Below are 20989 nucleotides of genomic sequence, written 5' to 3'. Positions count from 1 at the left end.
GCAAAGGGGAGGAGGCAATAACGCCTCGTCTCACCCCGTCAGGCGCGGCACATAGCGGGTCGGCACCAACTCCGGCTCGAATGTGCTTTCGACCACCGGCGGCTCGTTGAGCAGGCGCACCATGCGGGCGACATAGGCGGCCTTGTCATAGCCGATCGAGGAAATCGGATAGGCCTCGAAATCGAGCAGCGAGAGATTGTCGAAGCCGTAGAGGCGGAAGCGTGCCGGCCGGTTGCCGGGGAAATCGGCCCTGAACACGTCGAGAATGCCCATCGCCATGGCATCTGAGGTGCAGAATACCGCGTCGGGGTGGTCGCCCTCGAACAGGCCCGGCGCGAGAGCATGACCGGAACGATAGGAATAGTCGCCCTGCAAGGTTCGCAGCAACTCGATGCCATGAGCCGCGAAAGCTTGGGCGTAAAGGCCGATGCGCGCCTGTTCCACCAGGGAGCTTGCCCGGCCCGTGACCAGGCTGGCGCGCCTCACGCCCTTGGCAGCGGCATCCGCGGCCGCCTGGCCGATGCCGACGGCTTCGTGGGGAATGATGGCGGGCGAGCGGTGGTCATGTCGGCCGTTCAGCATGACCACCAGGTCGGAGCGGAACATGCGCCGCACCGTCGCCGCATCGGCGAAATCGGAGAATACCAGGGCGGCATCGACGTGATAGGCCACGCCCTGACGCAGGAATTCCTCGACCTTGTCTGTGGAGCCGACGCGCACCAGGATGACCTGCCGCCCGCCCGCCTGGATCTCGGCGAGCAGCAGGTCGAACAGATCGAGGTCGGAAAGGTCGTGAATATGGTTGACCAGGACGGCGACGAGATTGACGGTCTTGGTCGTCAGGCTCTGCGCCAGGAGGTTGACGCGGTAGCCGAGTTCGGCGGCCGCGGCCAGGACGCGATCGCGCTTGGCGCCGGACACCGGTCGCTTGGAGGCGGAGAGCGCGCGCGAGGCCACGGCCCTGGAGACGCCGGCGAGTGCGGCAACGTCGCTGATGGTCGGTGCTGCCTTGCGCCTCATGAGGCCTTGCACGCTCCTTGCCGGAAATTCGAAACCATGACTGACGACACGCCCTAAAGCATTTTTCAGAAAGGTCGATAGATTTTCGCCTGGAAAATACGTCAAAACAACGAGTTAGAGCAAAGCACGATTCAGGGAAATCGTACTTTGCTCTAATACAGGAAACAGCGGCTTGGAAGGTCTCTTCTGTCAATGACGATCTGCTTCGATATCGGCGGCTCCGCCATCAAGGCGGCTGTCGCCACGCCTCAAGGCGAGATCAGGCCCTTTGCCCGCGTTGCAACGCCGCTCGGCGATTTCGAGGCCTTCGTGCAGGTGCTCGCGGATCTCAGAAGGCAAGCAGGGGGCGGGGCTGGCGGCGGCGTCGCCTTGTCCATCACCGGCGTCGTCGATCCGCGCAGCGAGATTATCACCTGCGCCAACATTCCCTGCCTCGACGGGCGGCGGCTGGGCCCCGACCTTGCCGAACGCCTGGGCGTGCCGGTGCATGTTGCCAATGACGCCGACTGCTTCGCCCTTGCCGAGGCTGTGAAAGGCGTTGGGCGCGGGCATCGCATCGTTTTCGGCATCATCCTCGGCACGGGCATCGGTGGCGGCCTGGTCATCGACGGGCGGATCCTAACCGGCGCGGGCGGTTTTGCCGGCGAATGGGGGCATGGACCGGTGGCGGCGACGCAATCGGGTAATCCGCCGGTCGCGCTCCCCCGCTTCGCCTGCGGCTGTGGCCAGAAAGGCTGCGTCGATACGGTTGGAGGAGCCCGCGGCCTCGAAAGGCTGCATCGCCACCTTACCGGCGTTGAGCGCGACAGTACCGAGATCATCGCGGCCTGGCGGGCCGGCGAGGCCGCGGCGGCGCGCAGCGTGGCTTGCCAGGTCGATCTCGTCGCCTCTCCCCTGGCCTTGGCCGTCAATATCGTCGGCGCCGACATAGTGCCGGTCGGGGGCGGCCTTGCCAGCGTGCCGGAATTGATCGCAAGGCTGGACGAGGCGGTGCGCGGCCGCATCCTGCGGCACTCCCCGGAGCCGCTGGTGGTGCCCAGCATCCTCGCGCCGGAACCCGGGCTGATCGGCGCGGCCCTGCTCACCCGCCAGGGAGAACGCCTATGACCGCCTTGCTTGAAATCTGCGTTGCCGACGCCCACAGCCTCGAAGCCGCGATCGAGGGTGGCGCCGATCGCATCGAACTGTGCTCGGCGCTCGAACTCGGTGGCCTGACGCCATCATCAGGGCTGATGCGGCTGGCGGCGCAGGCGCCGATCCCGGTCTATGCCATGATCAGGCCGCGGGCCGGCGATTTCGTGTTCTCCGCGCGGGAAAGCGAGATCATGCTTGATGATATCGAGGCAGCGGGAGGAGCAGGGCTCGCCGGCGTGGTGCTGGGTGCCTCCCAGCCCGGCGGCCAGCTCGACGAGGCCCTGCTGTCGCGCCTGCGGGTGCAGGCGCAGGGGCTCGGCACCACGCTGCATCGCGCTTTCGATCTCGTTCCCGAGCCGCTGGCGGCTCTGGAGACGGCCGTTGCTCTCGGCTTTGAACGCATCCTCACATCGGGAGGAGCCGTCACCGCGCCCGAGGGGCTGGAGGCGTTGCTGCGCCTGCATCGGGCCGCCCGGGGGCGGATCGGCATCATGCCGGGTTCGGGCTTGACGCCGGCCAATATCGCTCCATTGCTGGCGGCGCTTCCCGTCTCCGAGGTGCACAGTTCCTGTTCCGCCGCCGGGGAGCCATGGAGCGCCGAGGCCGTCCGCCTGGGCTTCGCCGTGGGGCGGCGGCGCCAGACCCGCGCCGACATCGTCTGCACTTTCCGCAGGGCGATGGCATAAGCCGGAAAAGAAATGGCCGCCCGAAGGCGGCCATTCCGGCGAACAAGATGTGCCGCCTCAGAGGACCTGGCGCAGCACCACGAAGAGAAGGAAGGACAGCGCCATCGAGGCGGGCAAAGTGAGTATCCAGGCCATCAGCAGGTTACGCACCGTCGACATCTGCAGCCCGGTGCCATTGGCCGCCATGGTGCCGGCGACACCCGACGACAGCACATGGGTGGTCGACACCGGCAGGCCGAGATAGTCGGCAGCACCGATCGTCGCCGCGGCAACGATCTCGGCCGAGGCACCCTGGCCATAGGTCAGGTGGGTCTTGCCGATCTTCTCGCCGACCGTCACCACGATGCGCTTCCAGCCCACCATGGTGCCGAGGCCAAGGGCCAGGGCTATGGCGACTTTCACCCAGGTCGGGATGAACTTGGTCGTGTTGTCGGTGGCGGTGTGATAGGTCTTGATCGTCTTCAGATCGGCGTCCGACACCGGCAGCAGCTTCTTGGAATCGATCAGCTTCAGGGCCTCGCCGATCAGATACATGTCGTTGCGGGTATTGGAGACCAGTCCTGCGGGCACTGCCGAGGCCGAGCCGTAAGGCGAGAGCTGGGAGGTGGTCTGCTCGATGAAGGTCTTCAGGGCTGGCGTCGTCTCGTCGTTCCAACTGCGCGTGCGCACCGCCTCGGAGACCTTGGCCTTGGCATCGGCGGGAGCGACCGTCGCGCCCGGCTTGATGTAGTTGCCCAGGACCGAACCCGCCGCGCTCGAAGCAGCCTTGTAGGTCTCGAGATAGTTGATGTCGGGCGTGCGGTTGAGGGCGAAGGCGGTGGGTACCACGCCGATCAGGATCAGCATGATCAGGCCCATGCCCTTCTGGCCGTCATTGGAGCCGTGGAAGAAGCTGACCAGTGTGCAGGTCAGGATCAAAAGGCCGCGGATCCACAGCGGGGGCGGCTGATTGCCTTTCGGCTCGACATAGAGAGCCTTGTTCCGCACCACGAGCTTCATCACCAGCAGCAGGGCGCCGGCCAGCACGAAGCCGAACACCGGCGAGACCAGCAAGGACAGGCCGATATTCTTGGCCTGGGACCAGTCGACGCCGCTGGTGGCGGAACCGGCAGGGGCCAGGAACTGGTTGGCGAGGCCGACACCGATGATCGAGCCGACCATGGTGTGGGAGCTCGAGGCCGGCAGGCCGAAATACCAGGTGCCCAGGTTCCAGACGATGGCGGCGATCAGCAGAGCGAACACCATGGCCAGGCCCGCGCTCGAACCGACCTGCATGATGAGTTCCACCGGCAGCAGCGAGATGATGCCGAAGGCGACCGCGCCACTCGCGGTGAGCACGCCGAGGAAGTTGAAGAAGCCCGACCAGATCACCGCAAATTCGGCCGGCAGCGAATGGGTGTAGATCACCGTCGCCACCGCATTGGCGGTATCGTGGAAGCCGTTGACGAATTCGAAGCCGAGGGCGATCAGCAGGGCGAGGCCGAGCAGAATCCACGGCACTGCCACGGCGCCCGTGAGATCGGCGGCCAGTGCGTAGCAGACATAGCCGAGGCCCCCGAGCAGGATCACGGCGATCGCGATGTTGGGCAAGCTGCCAAGAGAGTTCGGCCTATCGAGCGGATGGCCGCTCCTCTGGCCAGATGTAACGTCCGTCATCTCCAAACACCCCCGTGTTTCCATGGTCTGGCGACCCTTAGGCGGGGTTCGTGAAGGTTGGATGACAAAATGTTAATCTTGACCGGTGACGAGGAAGAAGGCGGCTGATCAGGGCTCTTTCGTCGAGGGAAGCAGCCGCTGCCGCCAGAGAAGCTGCACCGCCCGGTCGAAATCGGCAGTGGCCTTCTCGAAGGCTCCGAGCTGTCGATGGACGATGCTGCGCTTGAAGAGGGCATCGGCATGGCCGGGATCGAGCGCGATCACCCTGTCATAATCGGCGATCGCCGCGGGAAAGGCCTGTTTGTATTGATAGGCAAGAGCCCGTCCGTAAACGGCGTCGACAGCATCGGGCTTGAGTTCGATCGCCTTGCTGAATTCAGCAATTGCCCTGTCGAAGTCCTGCTCGTCGGGCCGTGCCGGAGTGGCGTCGGCCGGAGTGGTTTCGGATGCGGACATGCGGACGAAACGCCTTTGCACCTCTACGGAACCTGCCGAAACTGCAACGAAGCTCCCCTCAATCGCTGCAAGAGTCATGAGGTCCACTCGAAAGAACCTGCTCACATATGAGCAGCAACGTTGGGGAATGTCCATGGCGTTGCGTTAGAGCGTCTTGCGATGAGGCGGAATTACCGGGAAACTCTGCCTAGAGGGCAGGGGGCTTCAGTTGCGCAGACGCTCGAGGGCGAGCTTGCGCCCCGCCATGGCCTGCGGCAGGCCTGGATTGAGCTGCAAGGCACGATCGTAGTCGGCCAGCGCGCGCTCGAAATCGCCGCGCTTGCGATGGGCGCCTGCCCGATTGAGAAAGGCCAGTGCGTTGCTGCCATCAAGCCTGATCGCTTTGTCGAGATCGGCGATGGCGCGTGCGGTGTCGTCGGCATTGGCGTAGGCGGTGCCGCGATTGTAGAGGGCCTGTGCATTGTCCGGCGCCAGGCCGACCGCCAGGCTGTAATCGGCGATCGCCTTGTCGAGCGCACCCATGTGATGATGAGCGGCGCCGCGCCCGAGCAAGGCGGCGATATTGTTGGGCCTCAAGCGCAAGGCCTCGTCATAGTCGGCCACGGCGCCGTTGAAATCGTGGCGGTGGTCCTTGGCGATGGCCCGGTTGAAGAAGGCGGACCAGTCCCGGCGGTTGAGGCCGATGGCCTGGTCGAAATCGGCGATGGCCCCAATATCGTCACCCCTGAGGCCGCGGACGGCACCCCGCAGGCGCAGGGCCTCGGCATGGCGCGGGTTGAATTTCAGCGCCCTATCATAGTCGGCGATGGCGAGAGCGAATTCCCTGCGGCTGGCACGGGCATAGCCCCGCGACGTCAGGGCGAGCACGTGCTTGGGATTGAGCCGGATTACGCTGTCATAGGCCAGAATGGCTTGCTCGATATCACCCTGGCGGCCATAGAGCCCGGCCAGCGCGTAGAATCCGTCGGGGTTGCGCGGATCGAGAAGCGTGGCCCGGTGCAGATCCTCCAGCGCCCGGGCCGGCTGCTTCTTGGCGGCATAGGCACTGCCGCGCGCGATCAGGGCGATCGCCCTGGCCCCATCGTCGACGCCGCCCAGATCCACAATCGAGGTGCAGGCGATGATGACGCGGTCCGGCGCGCCCTGTCGGCAGGCCTTCCAGTCGAGCGGCTGGGCAGGACCGTGCGGATGGAGCGCCAGGAAGGCCGGAACCAGGGCTTTGAGAGGCAGCATCGTGGAAGTCGCGGTGGGGCGGTAAACGCAGCCCACCATCTATAGGCGCGATCGGTGGCGTGGGAAACGGCTGCCTTAGAGCGTTTTGTGATTTGGCGTAATCGCCAAGAATCGCCAAGAATCGCAAAGACGCTCCAGACAATCCATTGGATTGGTTTGGAACCAAAGAGCGAGAGCAAAGCAGCGTTTCCGTCTAAACGCACTTTGCTCCAGGGGCGGCGGACCCGTCAGTTGCCCCGGGAAGCCGTTATCCCCTTCTGCCCCTGGATACGGCGCATTCGTGGGAGAGGAAACCGGGATGCCCGTTATCCCTGGAGGGGCATTCCGTCCACTTCGAATGCCTGGATGAAAAGGCGCTTCTTTGCTTTTCCCTTGACTTTGCACTGCGAAAAGCGCAGCAACCGTGTGTAACGACCGCTCGGGGGTTCGCGCGGCGCGCTGGTTTTTGGCTTTTTGAGAAGCAGCGCCTCACCTCCCGGCCGTCCCCAATAACATTCCGCTGCTCCCATCCGCGCGTGGGTCGCGATATCGCCGTACCGCCTCATCATGCCTTTCCGGCTGACGACGGACTTGCGATCGCGGACCCGGACGGTGGCGCGCTGCTGTCCGCTCGATGAGCGTGGCATGAAGGATTTGATGTGACTTCCGAAGTAACTTTTGCAGCGCTCGGCCTGGCCGAGCCGCTTTTGCGTGCGCTTGACGCCGCCAACTATGTGACCCCCACCCCGATCCAGCACAAGGCCATTCCCGCCCTCCTCGAGGGGCGCGACATGATGGGCCTGGCGCAGACCGGCACTGGCAAGACGGCTGCCTTCGCGCTGCCGATCCTGCAGCGCCTGTCGAAGTCCCGCCACGGTGCCGGCGCCAAGGGCACCCGCGCCCTGATTCTGGCCCCGACCCGCGAGCTGGCCCTGCAGATCGACGAGAGCTTCCGCTCCTATGGCGTGCATATGGGCTTCCGTTGCGCCGTGGTGTTCGGCGGCGTCAGCCAGGTGCCGCAGGTCAAGGCGCTTTCCGATGGCGTCGACATTCTGGTCGCCACCCCCGGTCGCCTGCTCGATCTCGTGCAGCAGCGCAAGGTTCGCCTCGACAAGGTCGAAGTTCTCGTCCTCGACGAGGCCGACCGCATGCTCGATATGGGCTTCTCGCGTGACGTGCTCAAGATCGTCGACGAGACGCCGCTGGAGCGCCAGTCCCTGTTGTTCTCGGCCACCATGCCGAAGACGATCAAGAAGCTCGGCGAGGAGATCCTCCTCAACCCCGTGCATATCGAAGTGACGCCGGAAGTGGTGACGGTCGACAAGATCGACCAGCATGTCTACCACGTGCCGGCATCGGTGAAGCGCTCGCTGCTCCTGCACCTGCTCAACGATCCGGCAATGAGCCGCGTCATCGTCTTCACCCGCACCAAGCATGGCGCCAACCGCGTCTCGGGCCATCTCGACAAGGCCGGCATCCCCTCGGCGGCGATCCATGGCAACAAGTCGCAGAATGCTCGCCAGAAGGCCCTGGAGGATTTCCGTTCCGGCGCCTCGCGCATCCTGGTGGCGACCGATATCGCCGCCCGCGGCATCGATGTCGACGACATCAGCCATGTCATCAATTTCGAGATGCCGGTGGATGCCGAGAGCTATGTGCACCGCATCGGCCGCACCGCCCGCGCCGGTCGCAGCGGCATCGCCTATTCCTTCTGCGATCCCAATGAGCGCGACGAACTCAAGGCGATCGAACGCCTGACCAAGAAGCCGCTGACGGTGGCCGCTCCCGTACAGGGGCTGGAAGCCGATCAGAAGCATGGCGAACGCGGCCCTCGTCACCCGCACCAGGGCAAGCCCAACGGCAAGCCCCGGAACAATGGGCAAGCCGAAAAGCCTCAATCGGGCCAGCCCCGCTCGGGGGGCGCGCGCCGTCCGGGTGGCCGCAACAACCAGCGTCGCGCCGCCTGAGGGCGCGGCCTATCCTTTTCTGGGAGCAAAGGGCGTCCATGGCGTCTTGCGATTTGATGGAGACACTTCAAATCGCAAAGACGCGTTGAACCAAAGAGTTAGAGCAAACGGCGTTTCTGCCAAAACGCGCTTTGCTCTAGGTGTGGACGCTTCTTTGTTCTAACGCTTCGTTTGGATGCGTCTTTGCGATTCTTGGTGATTCCGCCAAATCACAAAACGCTTTGACAGGACCTGCACATGGCAAAAGAAGAACTGATGGAATTTGAAGGCTCGGTCTCCGAAGTGTTGCCGGATGCCCGTTTTCGCGTGAAGCTCGACAATGGCCACGAGATGATCGCCTACACGGCCGGCAAGATGAAGAAGAACCGCATCAAGACCATCGAGGGCGATCGCGTTACCGTCGAGATGTCGCCCTACGACCTCGACAAGGGCCGCATCATCTTCCGCCACAAGGACGAGCGTGCTTCATCCGGCCCCCGCCCGCCGCAGCGCGGTGGCGGCAATATGCGTCGCCGCTAAAGCGTTTTGCGATTTGGCGGTCACGCCAAGAATCGCAAAGACACATCGAACCAAAGAGCTGGAGTAAAGCAGCGTTTCCGTCTCAACGCGCCTACTCCAGGAGTCGGGCGGCCCTGCGGGGCCGGTCGAAAAGCTCGGTGAGTCTCGACTTTTGTCATCGCGGGGCATGCCCCCATCGGACGAGTTGTCCGGTGTAGATCCAGAAGCTTGGGACGCAGCTTCGCGTGCAAATCCCCTGAATTGCCTTCTGAGGCGCTCAATTTCGCTCATCCCGCGATTAGAGCTTGCCATGTCGGGACCTTCTTCCGCATTCGATGGAATAGCCTCGAATCCGGAAGATCCCTCATGAGCCCAGACGAACTCGGCCTGCGCCGCGCCATCATTGAAAAATGCCGTTGGATGAATGCCAACGGTCTCAATCAGGGCACCTCCGGCAATATTTCTGCTCGTCTCGGCGACTGCATGCTGATCACGCCTTCGGCCGTCCCCTATCACGAGATGGAACCGGAGATGATCGCCGCCATGCCCTTCGAGGGCGAATATGGCGCCTGGCAAGGCCCGCTCAAGCCTTCGGTGGAATGGCGTTTCCATTTCGACATCCTCAAGGGCCGCCCGGATGCCGGTGCCGTGGTGCATACGCATGCCACCTGGTCCACCATCCTCGCCATCGCCCACAAGCCCATCCCGGCCATCCATTACATGATCGCGGCATTCGGCGGACCCGACATACGCTGCGCGCCCTATGCCCGCTACGGTTCGGAGGAATTGTCGCGCTTCGCCCTTGAGGCCCTGGAAGGCCGCAATGGCTGCCTGCTCGCCAATCACGGCATGATCGCGGTCGGCTCCAGCCTGGACAAGGCGATGTGGCTCGCCCATGAGCTGGAAACGCTGGCCAAGCAATATTATCATGCGCTGCAGATCGGCGGCGCCAACATCCTGCCCGACAGCGAGATCGCGCAGGTGATCGAGGGCTTCAAGAACTACGGCCTGCAGGATAAGAAGCCATAAGCTTCGAAGTCCTGGTGGAGTAGAGGATCGTTCAGGGGAGCGGGATCCCGTCGGCGGATGTCGACACTTCACCAGGTCGGCACATAGGCGCCCTTGTATTTGTCCAGGACAAAGGCCCTGACCTCGGGCGAGCGGTAGGCCTCGGCCAGGATCGGCACCCAGGGCTGGTCCTTGTCCGCCGTGCGCACCGCGATCAAATTGGTGTATTGCGGCTTGAGTTCCTCCAGCAGCAGAGCCTGCTTGGTGGGATCGAGGCCGGCGGTGACGGCGTAATTGGCATTGACCGCCGCGGCATCGACGTCATCGAGCGAACGCGGCGTCTGGGCGGCGTCGACCTCCAGAAAGCGCAACTGCTTGGGATTGGCGGTGATGTCTGCCACGATCGGCTTGTAGCCGACACCGTCCTTGAGCGTGATCACGCCCTTGTCGCGCAGCAGCAGGAGCGTGCGGCCGCCATTGGTCGGGTCGTTCTGGATGGCGATGGTGGCACCATCGGGCACCTCGCTCCAGGCCTTGTGCCGGCGTGAATAGACGCCGAGCCGCGAATTGATGATCGGTGCGATGCCGACGATCTTGTAACCGCGATCCGCGATCTGGTTGTCGAGATAGGGCTGGTTCTGGAAGGCGTTGGCCTGGATCTCGCCCGCATCCAGCGCAGCATTGGGAACGACGTAGTCGGAGAACTCGATCACCTCGATCTCCAGGCCGCGCCTGGCGGCGACCGGCCTGGCCGCTTCCAGGGTTTCGGCCATGGGCCCGGGCGTGGCGCCGACGCGGATGCGGGTGGGCGTGGCCCATGCGGCTGCGGGAGCGGTCAGCAGGGACGCAGCGGCGAGCGACAGAACGGAGCGGCGGGTGAGGGAAGGAGGCATCGATCGATCTCTTGCTGGAACAGGTCGGAGCGATGCTAGTAAGCTCAATCAATATAGTCTATAAAAATTATATATTAAATTCTAAACCCTACGATCCTCGTAATTGGACCTCGCGAAACAGGGCGCGATCAACCTTCTCCACGACGTGAGGGAAGGCTGATCGCGCCCCTTCTTGCTCGGACGGTGCTAGCCGCTCACAGAATGAACTGGCTGAGATCGGTGTTCTTGGCGAGGTCGCCCACCGTCTTCTGCACATAGTCGGCGTCGATGGTGACGCTCTCGCCACCCTTGTCGGGGGCGGTGAAGGAGATCTCGTCGAGGATGCGCTCCATCACCGTCTGCAGCCGGCGCGCACCTATATTCTCGACGGTGGCGTTCACATGCACCGCTATGGCGGCGATGGCGTCGATTGCTTCCGGCGTGAAATCCAGGGTGAGGTTCTCGGTGCCCATCAGCGCCACATATTGCTTGATCAGGCTGGCTTCCGTGTCGGTGAGGATGCGGCGGAAGTCGTCCTGGGTCAGAGCCTGCAGCTCGACGCGGATCGGCAGGCGGCCCTGCAATTCGGGCAGCAGATCGGATGGCTTGGCGACATGGAAGGCGCCGGAAGCGATGAAGAGGATGTGGTCGGTGCGCACCGCGCCGTGTTTGGTCGACACGGTGGTGCCCTCGATCAGCGGCAAGAGGTCGCGCTGTACGCCTTCGCGGCTGACATCGGCGCCGCCGCGATTCTCGCGGGCGCAGATCTTGTCGATCTCGTCGAGAAAGACGATGCCGTTGTTCTCGACCTGGCGGATGGCCTCCTGCACGATCTGGTCCTGGTCGAGCAGATTGTCGGCCTCTTCCTGGATCAGCTGGTCATAGCTTTCGCGGACCGTGGTGCGCTTGGTCTTGGTGCGTCCCGAAAAGGCCTTGCCGAAGATGTCGCCGATCGAGACCACGCCCATCTGGCCCTGGGGCAAGCCGGGCAGCTCGAAGGACGGCGAGGACGTATCCTTCATCTCGATCTCGATTTCCTTGTCGTCGAGCTCGCCGGCACGCAGCTTCTTCTGGAAGCTGTCGCGGGTCGCCGGGCTCGCCGTCGCGCCAACCAGGGCGTTGAGCACGCGCTGCTCGGCGGCGAGATGAGCTTTCGCCTGAACTTCCTTGCGCTTTTCGGCCTTCACCAAGGCTATGCCGATATCGATGAGATCGCGCACGATCTGTTCGACGTCGCGCCCGACATAGCCGACCTCGGTGAATTTGGTGGCTTCCACCTTCAGGAAGGGAGCATTGGCGAGCTTGGCGAGGCGGCGCGAAATCTCGGTCTTGCCGACGCCGGTGGGCCCGATCATCAGGATGTTCTTGGGCATCACCTCTTCGCGCAGCGTCTCGTCGAGCTGCAGGCGGCGCCAGCGATTGCGCAGGGCAATGGCGACGGCGCGCTTGGCGTCGTGCTGGCCGACGATGTGACGGTCAAGTTCTGAGACGATTTCGCGGGGAGAGAAATTGGACATAGGCACTCGGGGGAAGGGTAAAGCTGCTACATAATGGCTGAAGCGCGAAAATCCAGCATCGAGAATTAAAGGCGATCCTGCAATTGTGCGAGGCAAACAAAGGCGTGGCGGTATGATGATAGCGCTGCACTTCCGCTGGAAAACATTGGTCTGAAGATTTGTGCGGGATGAGGGGCTCTTTGCCTTGACAGGGGTCTTGTCCCACCGTCAGGATGCCGCCGCTTGCATGGACCGGCCCCTTCCGATGGCGGGCCGGCTTCCGCAGGTGGTTCGATACGGTCCGAAAGAGGCCGAGAAGGCAGAAATGCCGCCCCTCGTGGCGGCGATCGGGCAACATCATCCTTTTGCTTGGGGGGAAGCGTCGTGGCGTCAGTCGACTTCGTCAATGTCAGGAAATCATTCGGGACCCACCCCGTCATCAAGGGCGTGGACATCGAGATTGCCGATGGCGAGTTCGTGATCCTGGTCGGCCCGTCGGGCTGCGGGAAATCCACGCTCCTGCGCATGCTGGCGGGCCTGGAGAACATCTCGGACGGCGAGATCCGCATCGGCAAGGATGTGGTCAACAACCTGCCGCCCAAAGAGCGCGACATCGCCATGGTGTTCCAGAACTACGCGCTCTATCCGCATATGAGCGTGGCCGACAATATGGGCTTCTCGCTCAAGCTGAAGGGCGCCAACAAGGCCGAGATCGAAAAGCGCGTGAAGCCGGCCGCCGAAATTCTCGGCCTGTCCAAGCTGCTCGACCGCTATCCGCGCCAATTGTCCGGCGGTCAGCGCCAGCGCGTCGCCATGGGCCGCGCTATCGTGCGTGACCCTCAGGTCTTCCTGTTCGACGAACCGCTCTCCAATCTCGACGCCAAGCTGCGCGTGGCCATGCGCGCCGAGATCAAGGAACTGCACCAGCGCCTGAAGACGACGACGGTTTACGTCACCCACGACCAGATCGAGGCCATGACCATGGCCGACAAGATCGTGGTGATGCATGACGGCATCGTCGAGCAGATCGGCGCCCCGCTCGAGCTCTATGACCAGCCGGCCAATCTGTTCGTGGCCGGCTTCATCGGCTCGCCGTCAATGAATTTCATCAAGGGCCGGCTCGATCCCCAGGATGCCAGCCGCTTCATCGCCGCGGATGGCAGCGTTCTGCCGACGCGCGTGCCGCGCGAGACGACCGACAAGCCGCTCATCTACGGCCTCAGGCCCGAGAGCCTGCGATTGAGTGCCAGCGGCATTCCGCTGACCGTCGTGGTCACCGAGCCGACGGGATCCGAGACCCATATGATGGCCAAGCTCGCGGGCGTGGACGTGGCCTGCGTCTTCCACGAGCGCGTGGGGGCCCAGCCTGGCGAGACCATCAATGTCTCCATCGATGTCGGCTCGACCCATCTGTTCGATGCCGAAAATGGCCGCCGCTTGGAGCCTGCCGCCTGACCGGCCAGGGCGGCATCTTGATATCGCTTCCGCATTCGGCGGCAGGAACGAGCGCGGTCCTTGCGAAGGCTGGGCTCGTCTTTTCTGACGGCTGACGAAAACTGCTTTGCCTGCACGCCCGGCATATCGATCGGCGTTCGGGCCATAAATAATTGCCATTGCCAGGGAGGACTTCGATGACGATCAACAGACGTGATCTGCTCACTGCTTCCGCGGGCCTCGCCGCGGCTGCCGGGCTTGGCCGCCTTGGCGTTGCGCCAGCCTTCGCCCAGGCAGCCGAACCCAGCTACAAGCCCGAGGAAGGCGCAAGCCTGCGCGTGCTGCGCTGGACCCCCTTCGTGCAGGGCGACGAAGATGCCTGGCTCGCCAATACCAAGAAGTTCACCGAGGCGACCGGCGTGCAGGTCCGCGTCGACAAGGAGAGCTGGGAGGACATTCGTCCGAAGGCGGCGGTGGCCGCCAATGTCGGCTCGGGCCCGGACATCGTGCTGTGCTGGTTCGACGACGCCCATCAATATCCCGACAAGCTGGTCGACCTCACCGAACTCGGCACCTATCTCGGGGGCAAATATGGCGGCTGGTATGACGGCCTGAAGGGCTATGCTACGCGCGAGGGCAAGTTCATCGCCCTGCCGTTGGCGGCGATCGGCAACGCCATCTGCTATCGCGACAGCCATATGAAGGCAGCCGGCTTCAGCGAATTCCCCAAGGATACCGCTGGCTTCCTCGAATTGTGCAAGGCGCTCAAGGCCAAGGGCACCCCGGCCGGCTTCCCGCATGGCAAGGCCGTGGGCGACGGCAACAATTATGCCCATTGGCTCTTGTGGAGCCATGGCGGCAAGATGGTCGACGAAAGCGGCAAGGTCACCATCAACTCGCCCGAGACCATCGCCTCGATCAAATATGCCAAATCGCTCTACGAGACCTTCATCCCCGGCACCGAGAGCTGGCTCGACATCAACAACAACCGTGCCTTCCTGGCCGGACAGGTGTCACTGACCGCCAATGGCGTCTCGCTCTATTACGCGGCCAAGAAGGATGCCAAGCTCAAGGACCTGGCCGCGGATATCCGCACGGTCAACTTCCCGGTCGGCCCCGTGGGACAGAAGGTCGAACTGCACCAGACCACCTCGGCGCTACTGTTCAAGCATTCCAAATATCCCGAGGCGGCCAAGGCCTATCTGAAATTCATGTATGAGGACGCGCAGATGAATGCCTGGATCGGCGGATCCAGCGCCTATTGCTGCCAGGCCCTGAAGGCTTTTGCCGCCAATCCGGTGTGGAAGGCCGATCCGATCCATGAACCCTATTCGCATGCCTCCGAGACGCTGCGCCCCAACGGCTATGCCGGCCCCCTCGGCTATGCCTCGGCCGGCGTGATGGCCGATTATGTGCTGGTCGACATGTATGCGGTCGCGGTGACAGGCCAGATGTCGCCGGAGGACGCGGCCGCCCAGGCCGAGAAGCGGGCCAATCGCTATTACCGGGTATAGGGGCTTGCCGGTCGGATAGGTTGCGCTTGCACCCCTTCTCCCCTTGCGGGACCTGGCACTTTCAGCGGAAGTGCCTTGGGTCCCGGCAGGGGGATGAGGGGTGGATGCGTAGCCCCATGGTAAACCTCGATATCCCGTTTTCCACCAAGGCACCCCATGAGCATCGCGACATCGAGACCACGGCCGCGACCTTCCGCCTTCGCCAGGCTGGCGCAGAGCAGGGGCGCGCTCGGCACACTCTTCATGCTGCCGGCGGCGGTGTTCCTGATCTGCCTGCTGGCCTATCCGCTGGGCCTGGGCGTCTGGCTCAGTTTCACCGACACCAAGATCGGGCGTGAGGGCGTTTTCGTCGGGCTGGAGAACTATGAGTTTCTCTGGGCCGATTCGGTGTTCTGGATGTCGGTGTTCAACACCGTCGTCTACACGGTCGTTGCCTCGATCCTCAAATTCGGCCTCGGCCTCTGGCTCGCTCTGCTCCTCAACCAGCATCTGCCCTTCAAGTCGCTGTTCCGGGCGATCGTGCTGCTGCCCTGGGTCGTGCCCACCGTGCTCTCGGCCCTGGCCTTCTGGTGGATCTATGATGCGCAGTTCTCGATCATCTCCTGGACGCTGATGCAGCTTGGCCTGATCCAGCAGCCGATCAATTTCCTCGGTGATCCCGTCAATGCCCGCATCTCGGTGATCGTCGCCAATGTCTGGCGCGGCATTCCCTTCGTCGCCATCTCGCTGCTGGCCGGCCTCCAGACCATTTCGCCTTCGCTGCAGGAAGCCGCTTCGCTCGATGGCGCCACGAGCTGGCAGCGCTTCCGTCATGTCACCTTGCCGCTGCTGACGCCGATCATCGCCGTGGTGATGACCTTTTCGGTGCTGTTCACCTTCACCGATTTCCAGCTCATCTATGTGCTGACCAAGGGTGGCCCTGTGAATGCCACCCATCTGATGGCGACCCTTTCCTTCCAGCGCGGCATTCCCGGCGGCCAGCTCGGCGAAGGCGCGGCCATCGCGGTGGCGATGGTGCCCTTCCTGCTGGCTGCGATCCTGTTCAGCTTCTTCGGCCTGCAGCGCCGGCGCTGGCAACAGGGTGGACAGGAATGAGCGGAGGCACGACGATGAATTCGAAACAAGCCACCGCGCCGCTTACCGACAACGTCGAGGGTATGGCCTATCTCTCCAGCCTGCCGCGGCGGGTGGTGACGGTCTACCTGCCCCTACTGGTCTTCGTCATCGTGCTGCTGTTCCCGTTCTACTGGATGGCGATCACCACGGTAAAGCCGAACGACCAATTGACCGATTACGCCAATCACAGCCCGTTCTGGGTTGTAGGACCCACGCTCGAACATATCCGCTATCTCCTGTTCGAGACCTCCTATCCGGGCTGGTTGCTCAACACGATCTATGTCTCGGTTGGCGCGACGGCGCTGGCACTCTTTGCCTCGGTTCTCGCCGCCTATGCGATCGAACGCATCCGGTTCAGGGGATCGCGTATCGTCGGCCTCCTGATCTTCCTGGCCTATCTGGTACCGCCCTCGATCCTGTTCATCCCACTCGCCTTCATCGTCTTCAAGCTCGGCATCTACGATACCAAGCTTGCTTTGATTTTCACCTATCCGACCTTCCTGATTCCCTTCTGCACCTGGCTGCTGATGGGCTATTTCCGCTCGATCCCCTATGAGCTGGAGGAGAGCGCCCTGGTCGACGGAGCCTCGCGCTGGCAGATCCTGGTGCGGGTGATCCTGCCGCTGGCGGTGCCGGGCCTGATTTCCGCCGGCATCTTCGCCTTCACCCTGTCCTGGAACGAGTTCATCTACGCGCTGACCTTCATCCAGTCGTCCGAGAACAAGACGGTGCCGGTGGGCGTGCTGACCGAGCTGGTAAGAGGTGACATCTTCGAATGGGGTTCGCTGATGGCGGGGGCGCTGTTCGGCTCCCTGCCGGTGGTGATCCTCTATTCCTTCTTCGTCGACTATTACGTGTCCTCGATGACGGGCGCGGTGAAGGAATAACCGGTTCGCATTGCGGCCGCTTTTCCCTGGGACCGCCAGCATCCTGCTGGCTCTTTATTTCCAACAAGGACGGCGTTTCCAAGAGCCAGCAGGATGCTGGCGGTCCCAGGGAAATGGCGATCAAATATGCGGTGGTCACCCATGTCTCAGCGCCGGTTGCGCCGGTCCTCATACATCTGCTCGAGCGGGTCGATGAAAGAGCCGCCGAACAGCACATAGGCGACGACGAAATAGACGAATTTGGCGAGGGTGAAGAAGCCGATCCATTGCAACAGCACGAAGGGCGCACTCACCGCGACGAGGCCGAAGCAGATCAGCGCGCTGGCGAGCAGGCATGCCAGCAGCACCACCAGATGCATCGCCAATTGCGTCCAGCTGTCATAGCCGCTGATGTCGAGCCTGCCCTTCACGCGGCCTCCCGTTCAGGTGACGCGATGTCCCGCCTATTTGTCCTCGGCGAATTTGTAGGCAGCCGCCTCCGGAGCCTTGCCGGTGATGCAGGCCTTGAACTTGGCGACTTCTTCAGGCCCAAAAGTGCCGAGGCCCTGGGCCTGGCATTCGGAACTCGCCTGGCTGTACTCGGCTTCCAGCTTGACGCAACGCTCCCGTTGCGGCGAGCCAGGCCGGACGCCCTTGCGGCTGCAGGTGTCGCCGGCAATACCCTGGGAGGCCTTGCGCCGCATGCAGTCCGCCATGGCTGTGCCCGCCTTCACCCCCTCGGCCTGGCAGGCCTTTTCGAGGGGGTTGGTGGTGGGGAATTCGGGCTGCTTTTCCGCCGCGCAGCCGGCAAGGGCGAAAGCGGCGAAGATGACGGGGAGGCTGATCCGGAACGAGAGCATGCGCGGGCGGCTTTCTGCCTGATGTGAATGCCCACCTCTTATCAGAGATCGATGCTCTCGATCACCAGGTTATGATTGGTATAGACACAGATATCCGCTGCGATGTTCATCGCCTTCTTGACGATGGCCTCGGCATCATAGTCGGTGTCGACCAGCGCCCTTGCGGCGGCCAACGCATAATTGCCGCCGGAACCGATCGCCATCACCCCGCCTTCGGGCTCCAGCACGTCGCCCGTGCCTGTCAGTACCAGCCCGGCCGACTTGTCCGCCACCAGCATCATTGCCTCCAGCCGGCGCAGATAGCGATCGGTGCGCCAGTCCTTGGCGAGCTCGACGCAGGCCCGCGTCAACTGGCTGGGATACTGCTCGAGCTTGGCTTCCAGCCGCTCGAACAAAGTGAAGGCGTCGGCGGTGGCCCCGGCAAAGCCGGCGATCACGTCGCCCTTGCCGAGCCGGCGCACCTTGCGGGCATTGCCCTTGATCACGGTCTGGCCGAGGCTGACCTGTCCGTCGCCGCCGATGACCACGCGCCCGCCCTTGCGGACCATCAGGATGGTGGTGGCATGGAAGGGGGAGCGAGGGCCGCTGTCGGGGCCGGCGGAAGAGTCGAATTTCATGGGAACCTCACTGAACATGGCCTCTATCTAGGAGGTCCCGGGCAAAAGGCAAAGGGCGGGAAGGCGAGAGTCCCCTTTATCGCTTCACTCAACTCGTCTATCGATTCGGCATGAACAGCATCTTCGCCGGCCTTTCCACAACCGTCTTCGAAACCATGTCGCGCCTTGCCCGCGAGCATGATGCCGTCAATCTCGGCCAGGGCTTTCCGGATGATGCCGGGCCGCTCGACGTGCGCGAAAAGGCGGCCGAGGCCGTGATGACGGGGTGGAACCAATATCCGCCCATGCTCGGCCTGCCCGAGCTGCGCCGCGCCATCGCCGAGCACTATGCCCGCTTCCAGGGCGTGGCGCTTGATCCCGAAACCGAGGTGATGGTCACCTCCGGCGCCACCGAGGCGATTGCCGACGCCCTGATGGCGCTGATAGAGCCGGGCGACGAGGTGGTGCTGTTCCAGCCGATGTATGACGCCTATCTGCCGCTGGTGCGCCGGGCGGGTGGGGTGCCGCGCTTCGTCACGCTGCAACCGCCCCATTGGCGCCTGACGCGCGAGACGCTCGATGCCGCCTTTTCCTCGCGCACGAAGGTAGTGTTGTTCAACAACCCACTCAATCCGGCCGCTATCGCTTTTTCGGACGAAGACCAGGCCCTGCTGGCGGAATATTGCGTGCATTACAACGCCATCGCCGTCTGCGACGAGGTCTGGGAGCATGTGCTGTTCGACGGCCGGGTGCACCGGCCGCTGATCGGCTTTCCCGGCATGCGCGAGCGCACGGTGAAGATCGGCTCGGCCGGCAAGATCTTCTCGCTCACCGGCTGGAAGGTCGGCTTCGTCATGGCGGCCGCGCCGATCCTGAAGGTGATTGCCAAGGCGCACCAGTTCTTCACCTTCACCACGCCTCCCAATTTGCAGACTGCCGTCGCCTACGGGCTCGGCAAGGAGGACGCCTATTTCACCGGCATGCGGGCAGCGCTGCAACGCTCGCGCGATCGGTTTGCGGAGGGGCTGGCCGAGCTCGGCTTCGCCACCCTGCCGAGCCAGGCGAGCTACTTCCTCAACATCGACCTGACGGCCAGCGGCATCGAGGAGGACGATGTCGGCTTCTGCCAACGCCTGGTGGTCGAGCACAAGGTCGCCGCCATTCCGGTCTCGGCTTTCTATGCGCAGGATGCGGTAACGACCGTGGTGCGCTTCTGCTTCGCCAAGCGGGACGAGACCCTGGCAGCCGCGCTCGCCAATCTGAAGGGCGTGGCGCGGCGGGGGTGATTGAGCGGGAACCGCCCCCTCAATCGCGCCGACGCGCGCCCAGCCGGGCCAGGAAGGCGAGCGAGACGCTGGTGAGGCCCAGCGCCATCAGCCACCAGGGCTGCCAGGCGGCGAGGCCTGCAAACATCATCACCAAAGCGGAGGCCGAAACAGCGAGGGCGGCGGGTGCCGAACGGTCGTCGTCGCGGTTCATGCCCATCAGCGTCAGCCAGAGCGCGATTGCCGCCAGCGCCACGCCGACAAGGCCGAGTTCGAGCCAGATCTGCAGCGCGGCATTGTGGGGCGAAGCCAGGAGCTGGCCGCCGATGCCACGGGTCAGCGACGAACTCGAATCATATCCGAAGCCGGCTAAGAGGTGATCGGGCAGGGCGTAGGTCACGTCGCGCCAGAGCGCCACCAAATGATCGCCCTCGGCCGGCAGCAGGAAGCCGCCCCAGCGTGCCATCATCCAGCCGGCCAATGGTGCGAGCACCAGCAGGACCAGAGCCGAGATGGCGACGGCGAAAGCGGCAGCCCGCCGGCGCCACAGGGCCAGGGTCATCACCACGATGCCGGCGATGAAGGCGGTGAAGATCACCAGATCATGCACCAGCCAGAGCGCCAATATCGTCACCAGGCAGAGCAGCAGGGCCTGCCAGCTGCGGCCGCGTGCCAGGACGGCGCCCACCGCCGGCCAGACCAGGAGGGCGAGAAGCAGGGCGGCGCGCGTACTCTCGGCGTCCTCCGTGCCCGTCTCACCGAGGCCTTGCAGAGGCGAGCCCGGCAGATATTCGAAGATCAGGGTCACGCTGGCGATGCCGACGCCGATCGGAATGAGGTTGGCGTCGCTGAAGCGCACCCGCGGCTTCAGGCAGGAAATCGTGACGGCGAACAAGAGTACGACGCCCAATATGCCCGGCAGCCGGCCGGCCGCCGAAGCGGGACGGGGGGTCCACCAGATGCTGATGGCAGCCCAGACCAGCAAGGCAAGCAGCGCCAGGGTGCGGGGCGAGGTCAGCGCACCCTGCAGGCGGCGCAGCGCCGTCGGCAGGCGGTTGTCGAGCGCCGCCGCCAGGATCAGCAGGGCGGTGGCGATCGGTACGATGATCGCCACGGCGTGGCGCGAGAACATGGCAAAAAAAGGCGCAAAAATGACCAGCAGGAACAAGCCCAGCCGGGTCAGGAGGCCCGACACCGCGAGTGCGGGGTCGAGCGGAGCTTCATAGGCGCGCCGTTCCATCGCCTCGTCCTCAATCGTCGAGAGCTAGCTATGGCCGAAGGCAGGCGAGGCGTCGATGACGAAAAAGTCACACTATGGTTAAAATCGTCCGGC

At 63.7% G+C, this 20989-nt stretch carries 20 protein-coding genes; 10 read left to right on the top strand and 10 right to left on the bottom strand.

Translation table 11 applies throughout. The annotated features are described in order from the left end of the window. Nucleotides 1-30: 30 nt before the first annotated feature. Nucleotides 31-1020 (bottom strand): LacI family DNA-binding transcriptional regulator, encoded by a 990-nt coding sequence (locus AB4037_RS23745; protein ID WP_434958154.1) that lies wholly within the window; start codon nucleotides 1018-1020, stop codon nucleotides 31-33. Between the two features lie 192 nt (nucleotides 1021-1212). On the opposite strand from AB4037_RS23745, the gene AB4037_RS23740 reads away from it, so the two are divergent. Beyond that, complete coding sequence (locus AB4037_RS23740) at nucleotides 1213-2127, top strand: ROK family protein (RefSeq protein ID WP_441773185.1); 915 nt, start codon at nucleotides 1213-1215, stop codon at nucleotides 2125-2127. Then, a complete protein-coding gene (locus AB4037_RS23735) occupies nucleotides 2124-2840 on the top strand; it encodes a copper homeostasis protein CutC (protein WP_441773184.1) in 717 nt (238 codons plus the stop codon). Before AB4037_RS23740 ends, AB4037_RS23735 begins: the two co-directional genes overlap by 4 nt. Before the next feature lie 57 nt (nucleotides 2841-2897). On the opposite strand, the gene AB4037_RS23730 is transcribed toward AB4037_RS23735, so the two are convergent. The 3 genes from AB4037_RS23730 to AB4037_RS23720 form a co-directional block, all read right to left on the bottom strand. Then, the gene (locus AB4037_RS23730; protein WP_441773183.1) at nucleotides 2898-4496 is read right to left on the bottom strand and encodes an inorganic phosphate transporter; all 1599 of its coding nucleotides are present in this window, start codon (nucleotides 4494-4496) and stop codon (nucleotides 2898-2900) included. A gap of 108 nt (nucleotides 4497-4604) precedes the next feature. Further along, nucleotides 4605-4952, bottom strand: coding sequence for a tetratricopeptide repeat protein (locus tag AB4037_RS23725; RefSeq protein ID WP_434958150.1), 348 nt, complete (start codon nucleotides 4950-4952; stop codon nucleotides 4605-4607). 204 nt (nucleotides 4953-5156) lie between these two features. Then, on the bottom strand, nucleotides 5157-6185 hold the full coding sequence (locus tag AB4037_RS23720) for a tetratricopeptide repeat protein (protein ID WP_441773182.1): 1029 nt from the start codon (nucleotides 6183-6185) through the stop codon (nucleotides 5157-5159). A 638-nt stretch (nucleotides 6186-6823) separates the two neighbouring features. On the opposite strand from AB4037_RS23720, the gene AB4037_RS23715 reads away from it, so the two are divergent. From AB4037_RS23715 to AB4037_RS23705, 3 genes are all read left to right on the top strand, one after another. After that, a complete protein-coding gene (locus AB4037_RS23715; protein ID WP_434958148.1) occupies nucleotides 6824-8131 on the top strand; it encodes a DEAD/DEAH box helicase in 1308 nt (435 codons plus the stop codon). Nucleotides 8132-8368: 237 nt separating this feature from the next. Continuing rightward, nucleotides 8369-8650, top strand: coding sequence for a translation initiation factor IF-1 (gene infA / locus AB4037_RS23710; RefSeq protein WP_149253648.1), 282 nt, complete (start codon nucleotides 8369-8371; stop codon nucleotides 8648-8650). A 345-nt stretch (nucleotides 8651-8995) separates the two neighbouring features. Further along, on the top strand, nucleotides 8996-9658 hold the full coding sequence (locus tag AB4037_RS23705) for a class II aldolase/adducin family protein (RefSeq protein WP_434958147.1): 663 nt from the start codon (nucleotides 8996-8998) through the stop codon (nucleotides 9656-9658). A 68-nt stretch (nucleotides 9659-9726) separates the two neighbouring features. Here the strand turns inward: AB4037_RS23705 and AB4037_RS23700 are convergent, their stop codons facing one another. Both AB4037_RS23700 and hslU read right to left on the bottom strand, forming a co-directional pair. Beyond that, nucleotides 9727-10530: a MetQ/NlpA family ABC transporter substrate-binding protein gene (locus AB4037_RS23700; protein ID WP_434958146.1), complete on the bottom strand. Its 804-nt coding sequence runs from the start codon at nucleotides 10528-10530 to the stop codon at nucleotides 9727-9729. A gap of 194 nt (nucleotides 10531-10724) precedes the next feature. Continuing rightward, the gene (gene hslU, locus AB4037_RS23695) at nucleotides 10725-12026 is read right to left on the bottom strand and encodes an ATP-dependent protease ATPase subunit HslU (RefSeq protein ID WP_434958145.1); all 1302 of its coding nucleotides are present in this window, start codon (nucleotides 12024-12026) and stop codon (nucleotides 10725-10727) included. A 363-nt stretch (nucleotides 12027-12389) separates the two neighbouring features. Between hslU and AB4037_RS23690 the strand changes: the two genes are divergently transcribed. The 4 genes from AB4037_RS23690 (at nucleotide 12390) to AB4037_RS23675 (ending at nucleotide 16956) form a co-directional block, all read left to right on the top strand. Next, on the top strand, nucleotides 12390-13460 hold the full coding sequence (locus AB4037_RS23690) for an ABC transporter ATP-binding protein (protein WP_434958144.1): 1071 nt from the start codon (nucleotides 12390-12392) through the stop codon (nucleotides 13458-13460). 176 nt (nucleotides 13461-13636) lie between these two features. Further along, entirely contained in the window at nucleotides 13637-14953 is a 1317-nt protein-coding gene (locus tag AB4037_RS23685; protein WP_441773181.1) for an ABC transporter substrate-binding protein, read from the top strand. A gap of 156 nt (nucleotides 14954-15109) precedes the next feature. After that, nucleotides 15110-16048, top strand: coding sequence for a carbohydrate ABC transporter permease (locus AB4037_RS23680; RefSeq protein WP_441773180.1), 939 nt, complete (start codon nucleotides 15110-15112; stop codon nucleotides 16046-16048). Between the two features lie 14 nt (nucleotides 16049-16062). Then, nucleotides 16063-16956 (top strand): carbohydrate ABC transporter permease, encoded by an 894-nt coding sequence (locus AB4037_RS23675; protein ID WP_434958141.1) that lies wholly within the window; start codon nucleotides 16063-16065, stop codon nucleotides 16954-16956. A gap of 146 nt (nucleotides 16957-17102) precedes the next feature. Here the strand turns inward: AB4037_RS23675 and AB4037_RS23670 are convergent, their stop codons facing one another. The 3 genes from AB4037_RS23670 to hslV are packed head-to-tail and all read right to left on the bottom strand — an operon-like array spanning nucleotide 17103 to nucleotide 18412. Beyond that, on the bottom strand, nucleotides 17103-17366 hold the full coding sequence (locus AB4037_RS23670) for a hypothetical protein (protein WP_434958140.1): 264 nt from the start codon (nucleotides 17364-17366) through the stop codon (nucleotides 17103-17105). A 33-nt stretch (nucleotides 17367-17399) separates the two neighbouring features. Beyond that, complete coding sequence (locus AB4037_RS23665) at nucleotides 17400-17795, bottom strand: hypothetical protein (protein ID WP_434958139.1); 396 nt, start codon at nucleotides 17793-17795, stop codon at nucleotides 17400-17402. A gap of 41 nt (nucleotides 17796-17836) precedes the next feature. Continuing rightward, the gene (gene hslV, locus AB4037_RS23660; RefSeq protein ID WP_441773179.1) at nucleotides 17837-18412 is read right to left on the bottom strand and encodes an ATP-dependent protease subunit HslV; all 576 of its coding nucleotides are present in this window, start codon (nucleotides 18410-18412) and stop codon (nucleotides 17837-17839) included. Nucleotides 18413-18522: 110 nt separating this feature from the next. Between hslV and AB4037_RS23655 the strand changes: the two genes are divergently transcribed. Then, a complete protein-coding gene (locus AB4037_RS23655; RefSeq protein WP_441773178.1) occupies nucleotides 18523-19677 on the top strand; it encodes an aminotransferase in 1155 nt (384 codons plus the stop codon). Nucleotides 19678-19696: 19 nt separating this feature from the next. Here the strand turns inward: AB4037_RS23655 and AB4037_RS23650 are convergent, their stop codons facing one another. Next, nucleotides 19697-20896 (bottom strand): hypothetical protein, encoded by a 1200-nt coding sequence (locus AB4037_RS23650; protein WP_434958136.1) that lies wholly within the window; start codon nucleotides 20894-20896, stop codon nucleotides 19697-19699. Between the last annotated feature and the right edge of the window lie 93 nt (nucleotides 20897-20989).

The sequence above is a fragment of the Labrys sp. KB_33_2 genome (genome assembly GCF_052114505.1).
GTDB lineage: Bacteria > Pseudomonadota > Alphaproteobacteria > Rhizobiales > Labraceae > Labrys.
The sequence above is the reverse complement of the archived record's forward strand: the minus strand, read 5'-3'. Positions and strand labels throughout refer to the sequence as shown.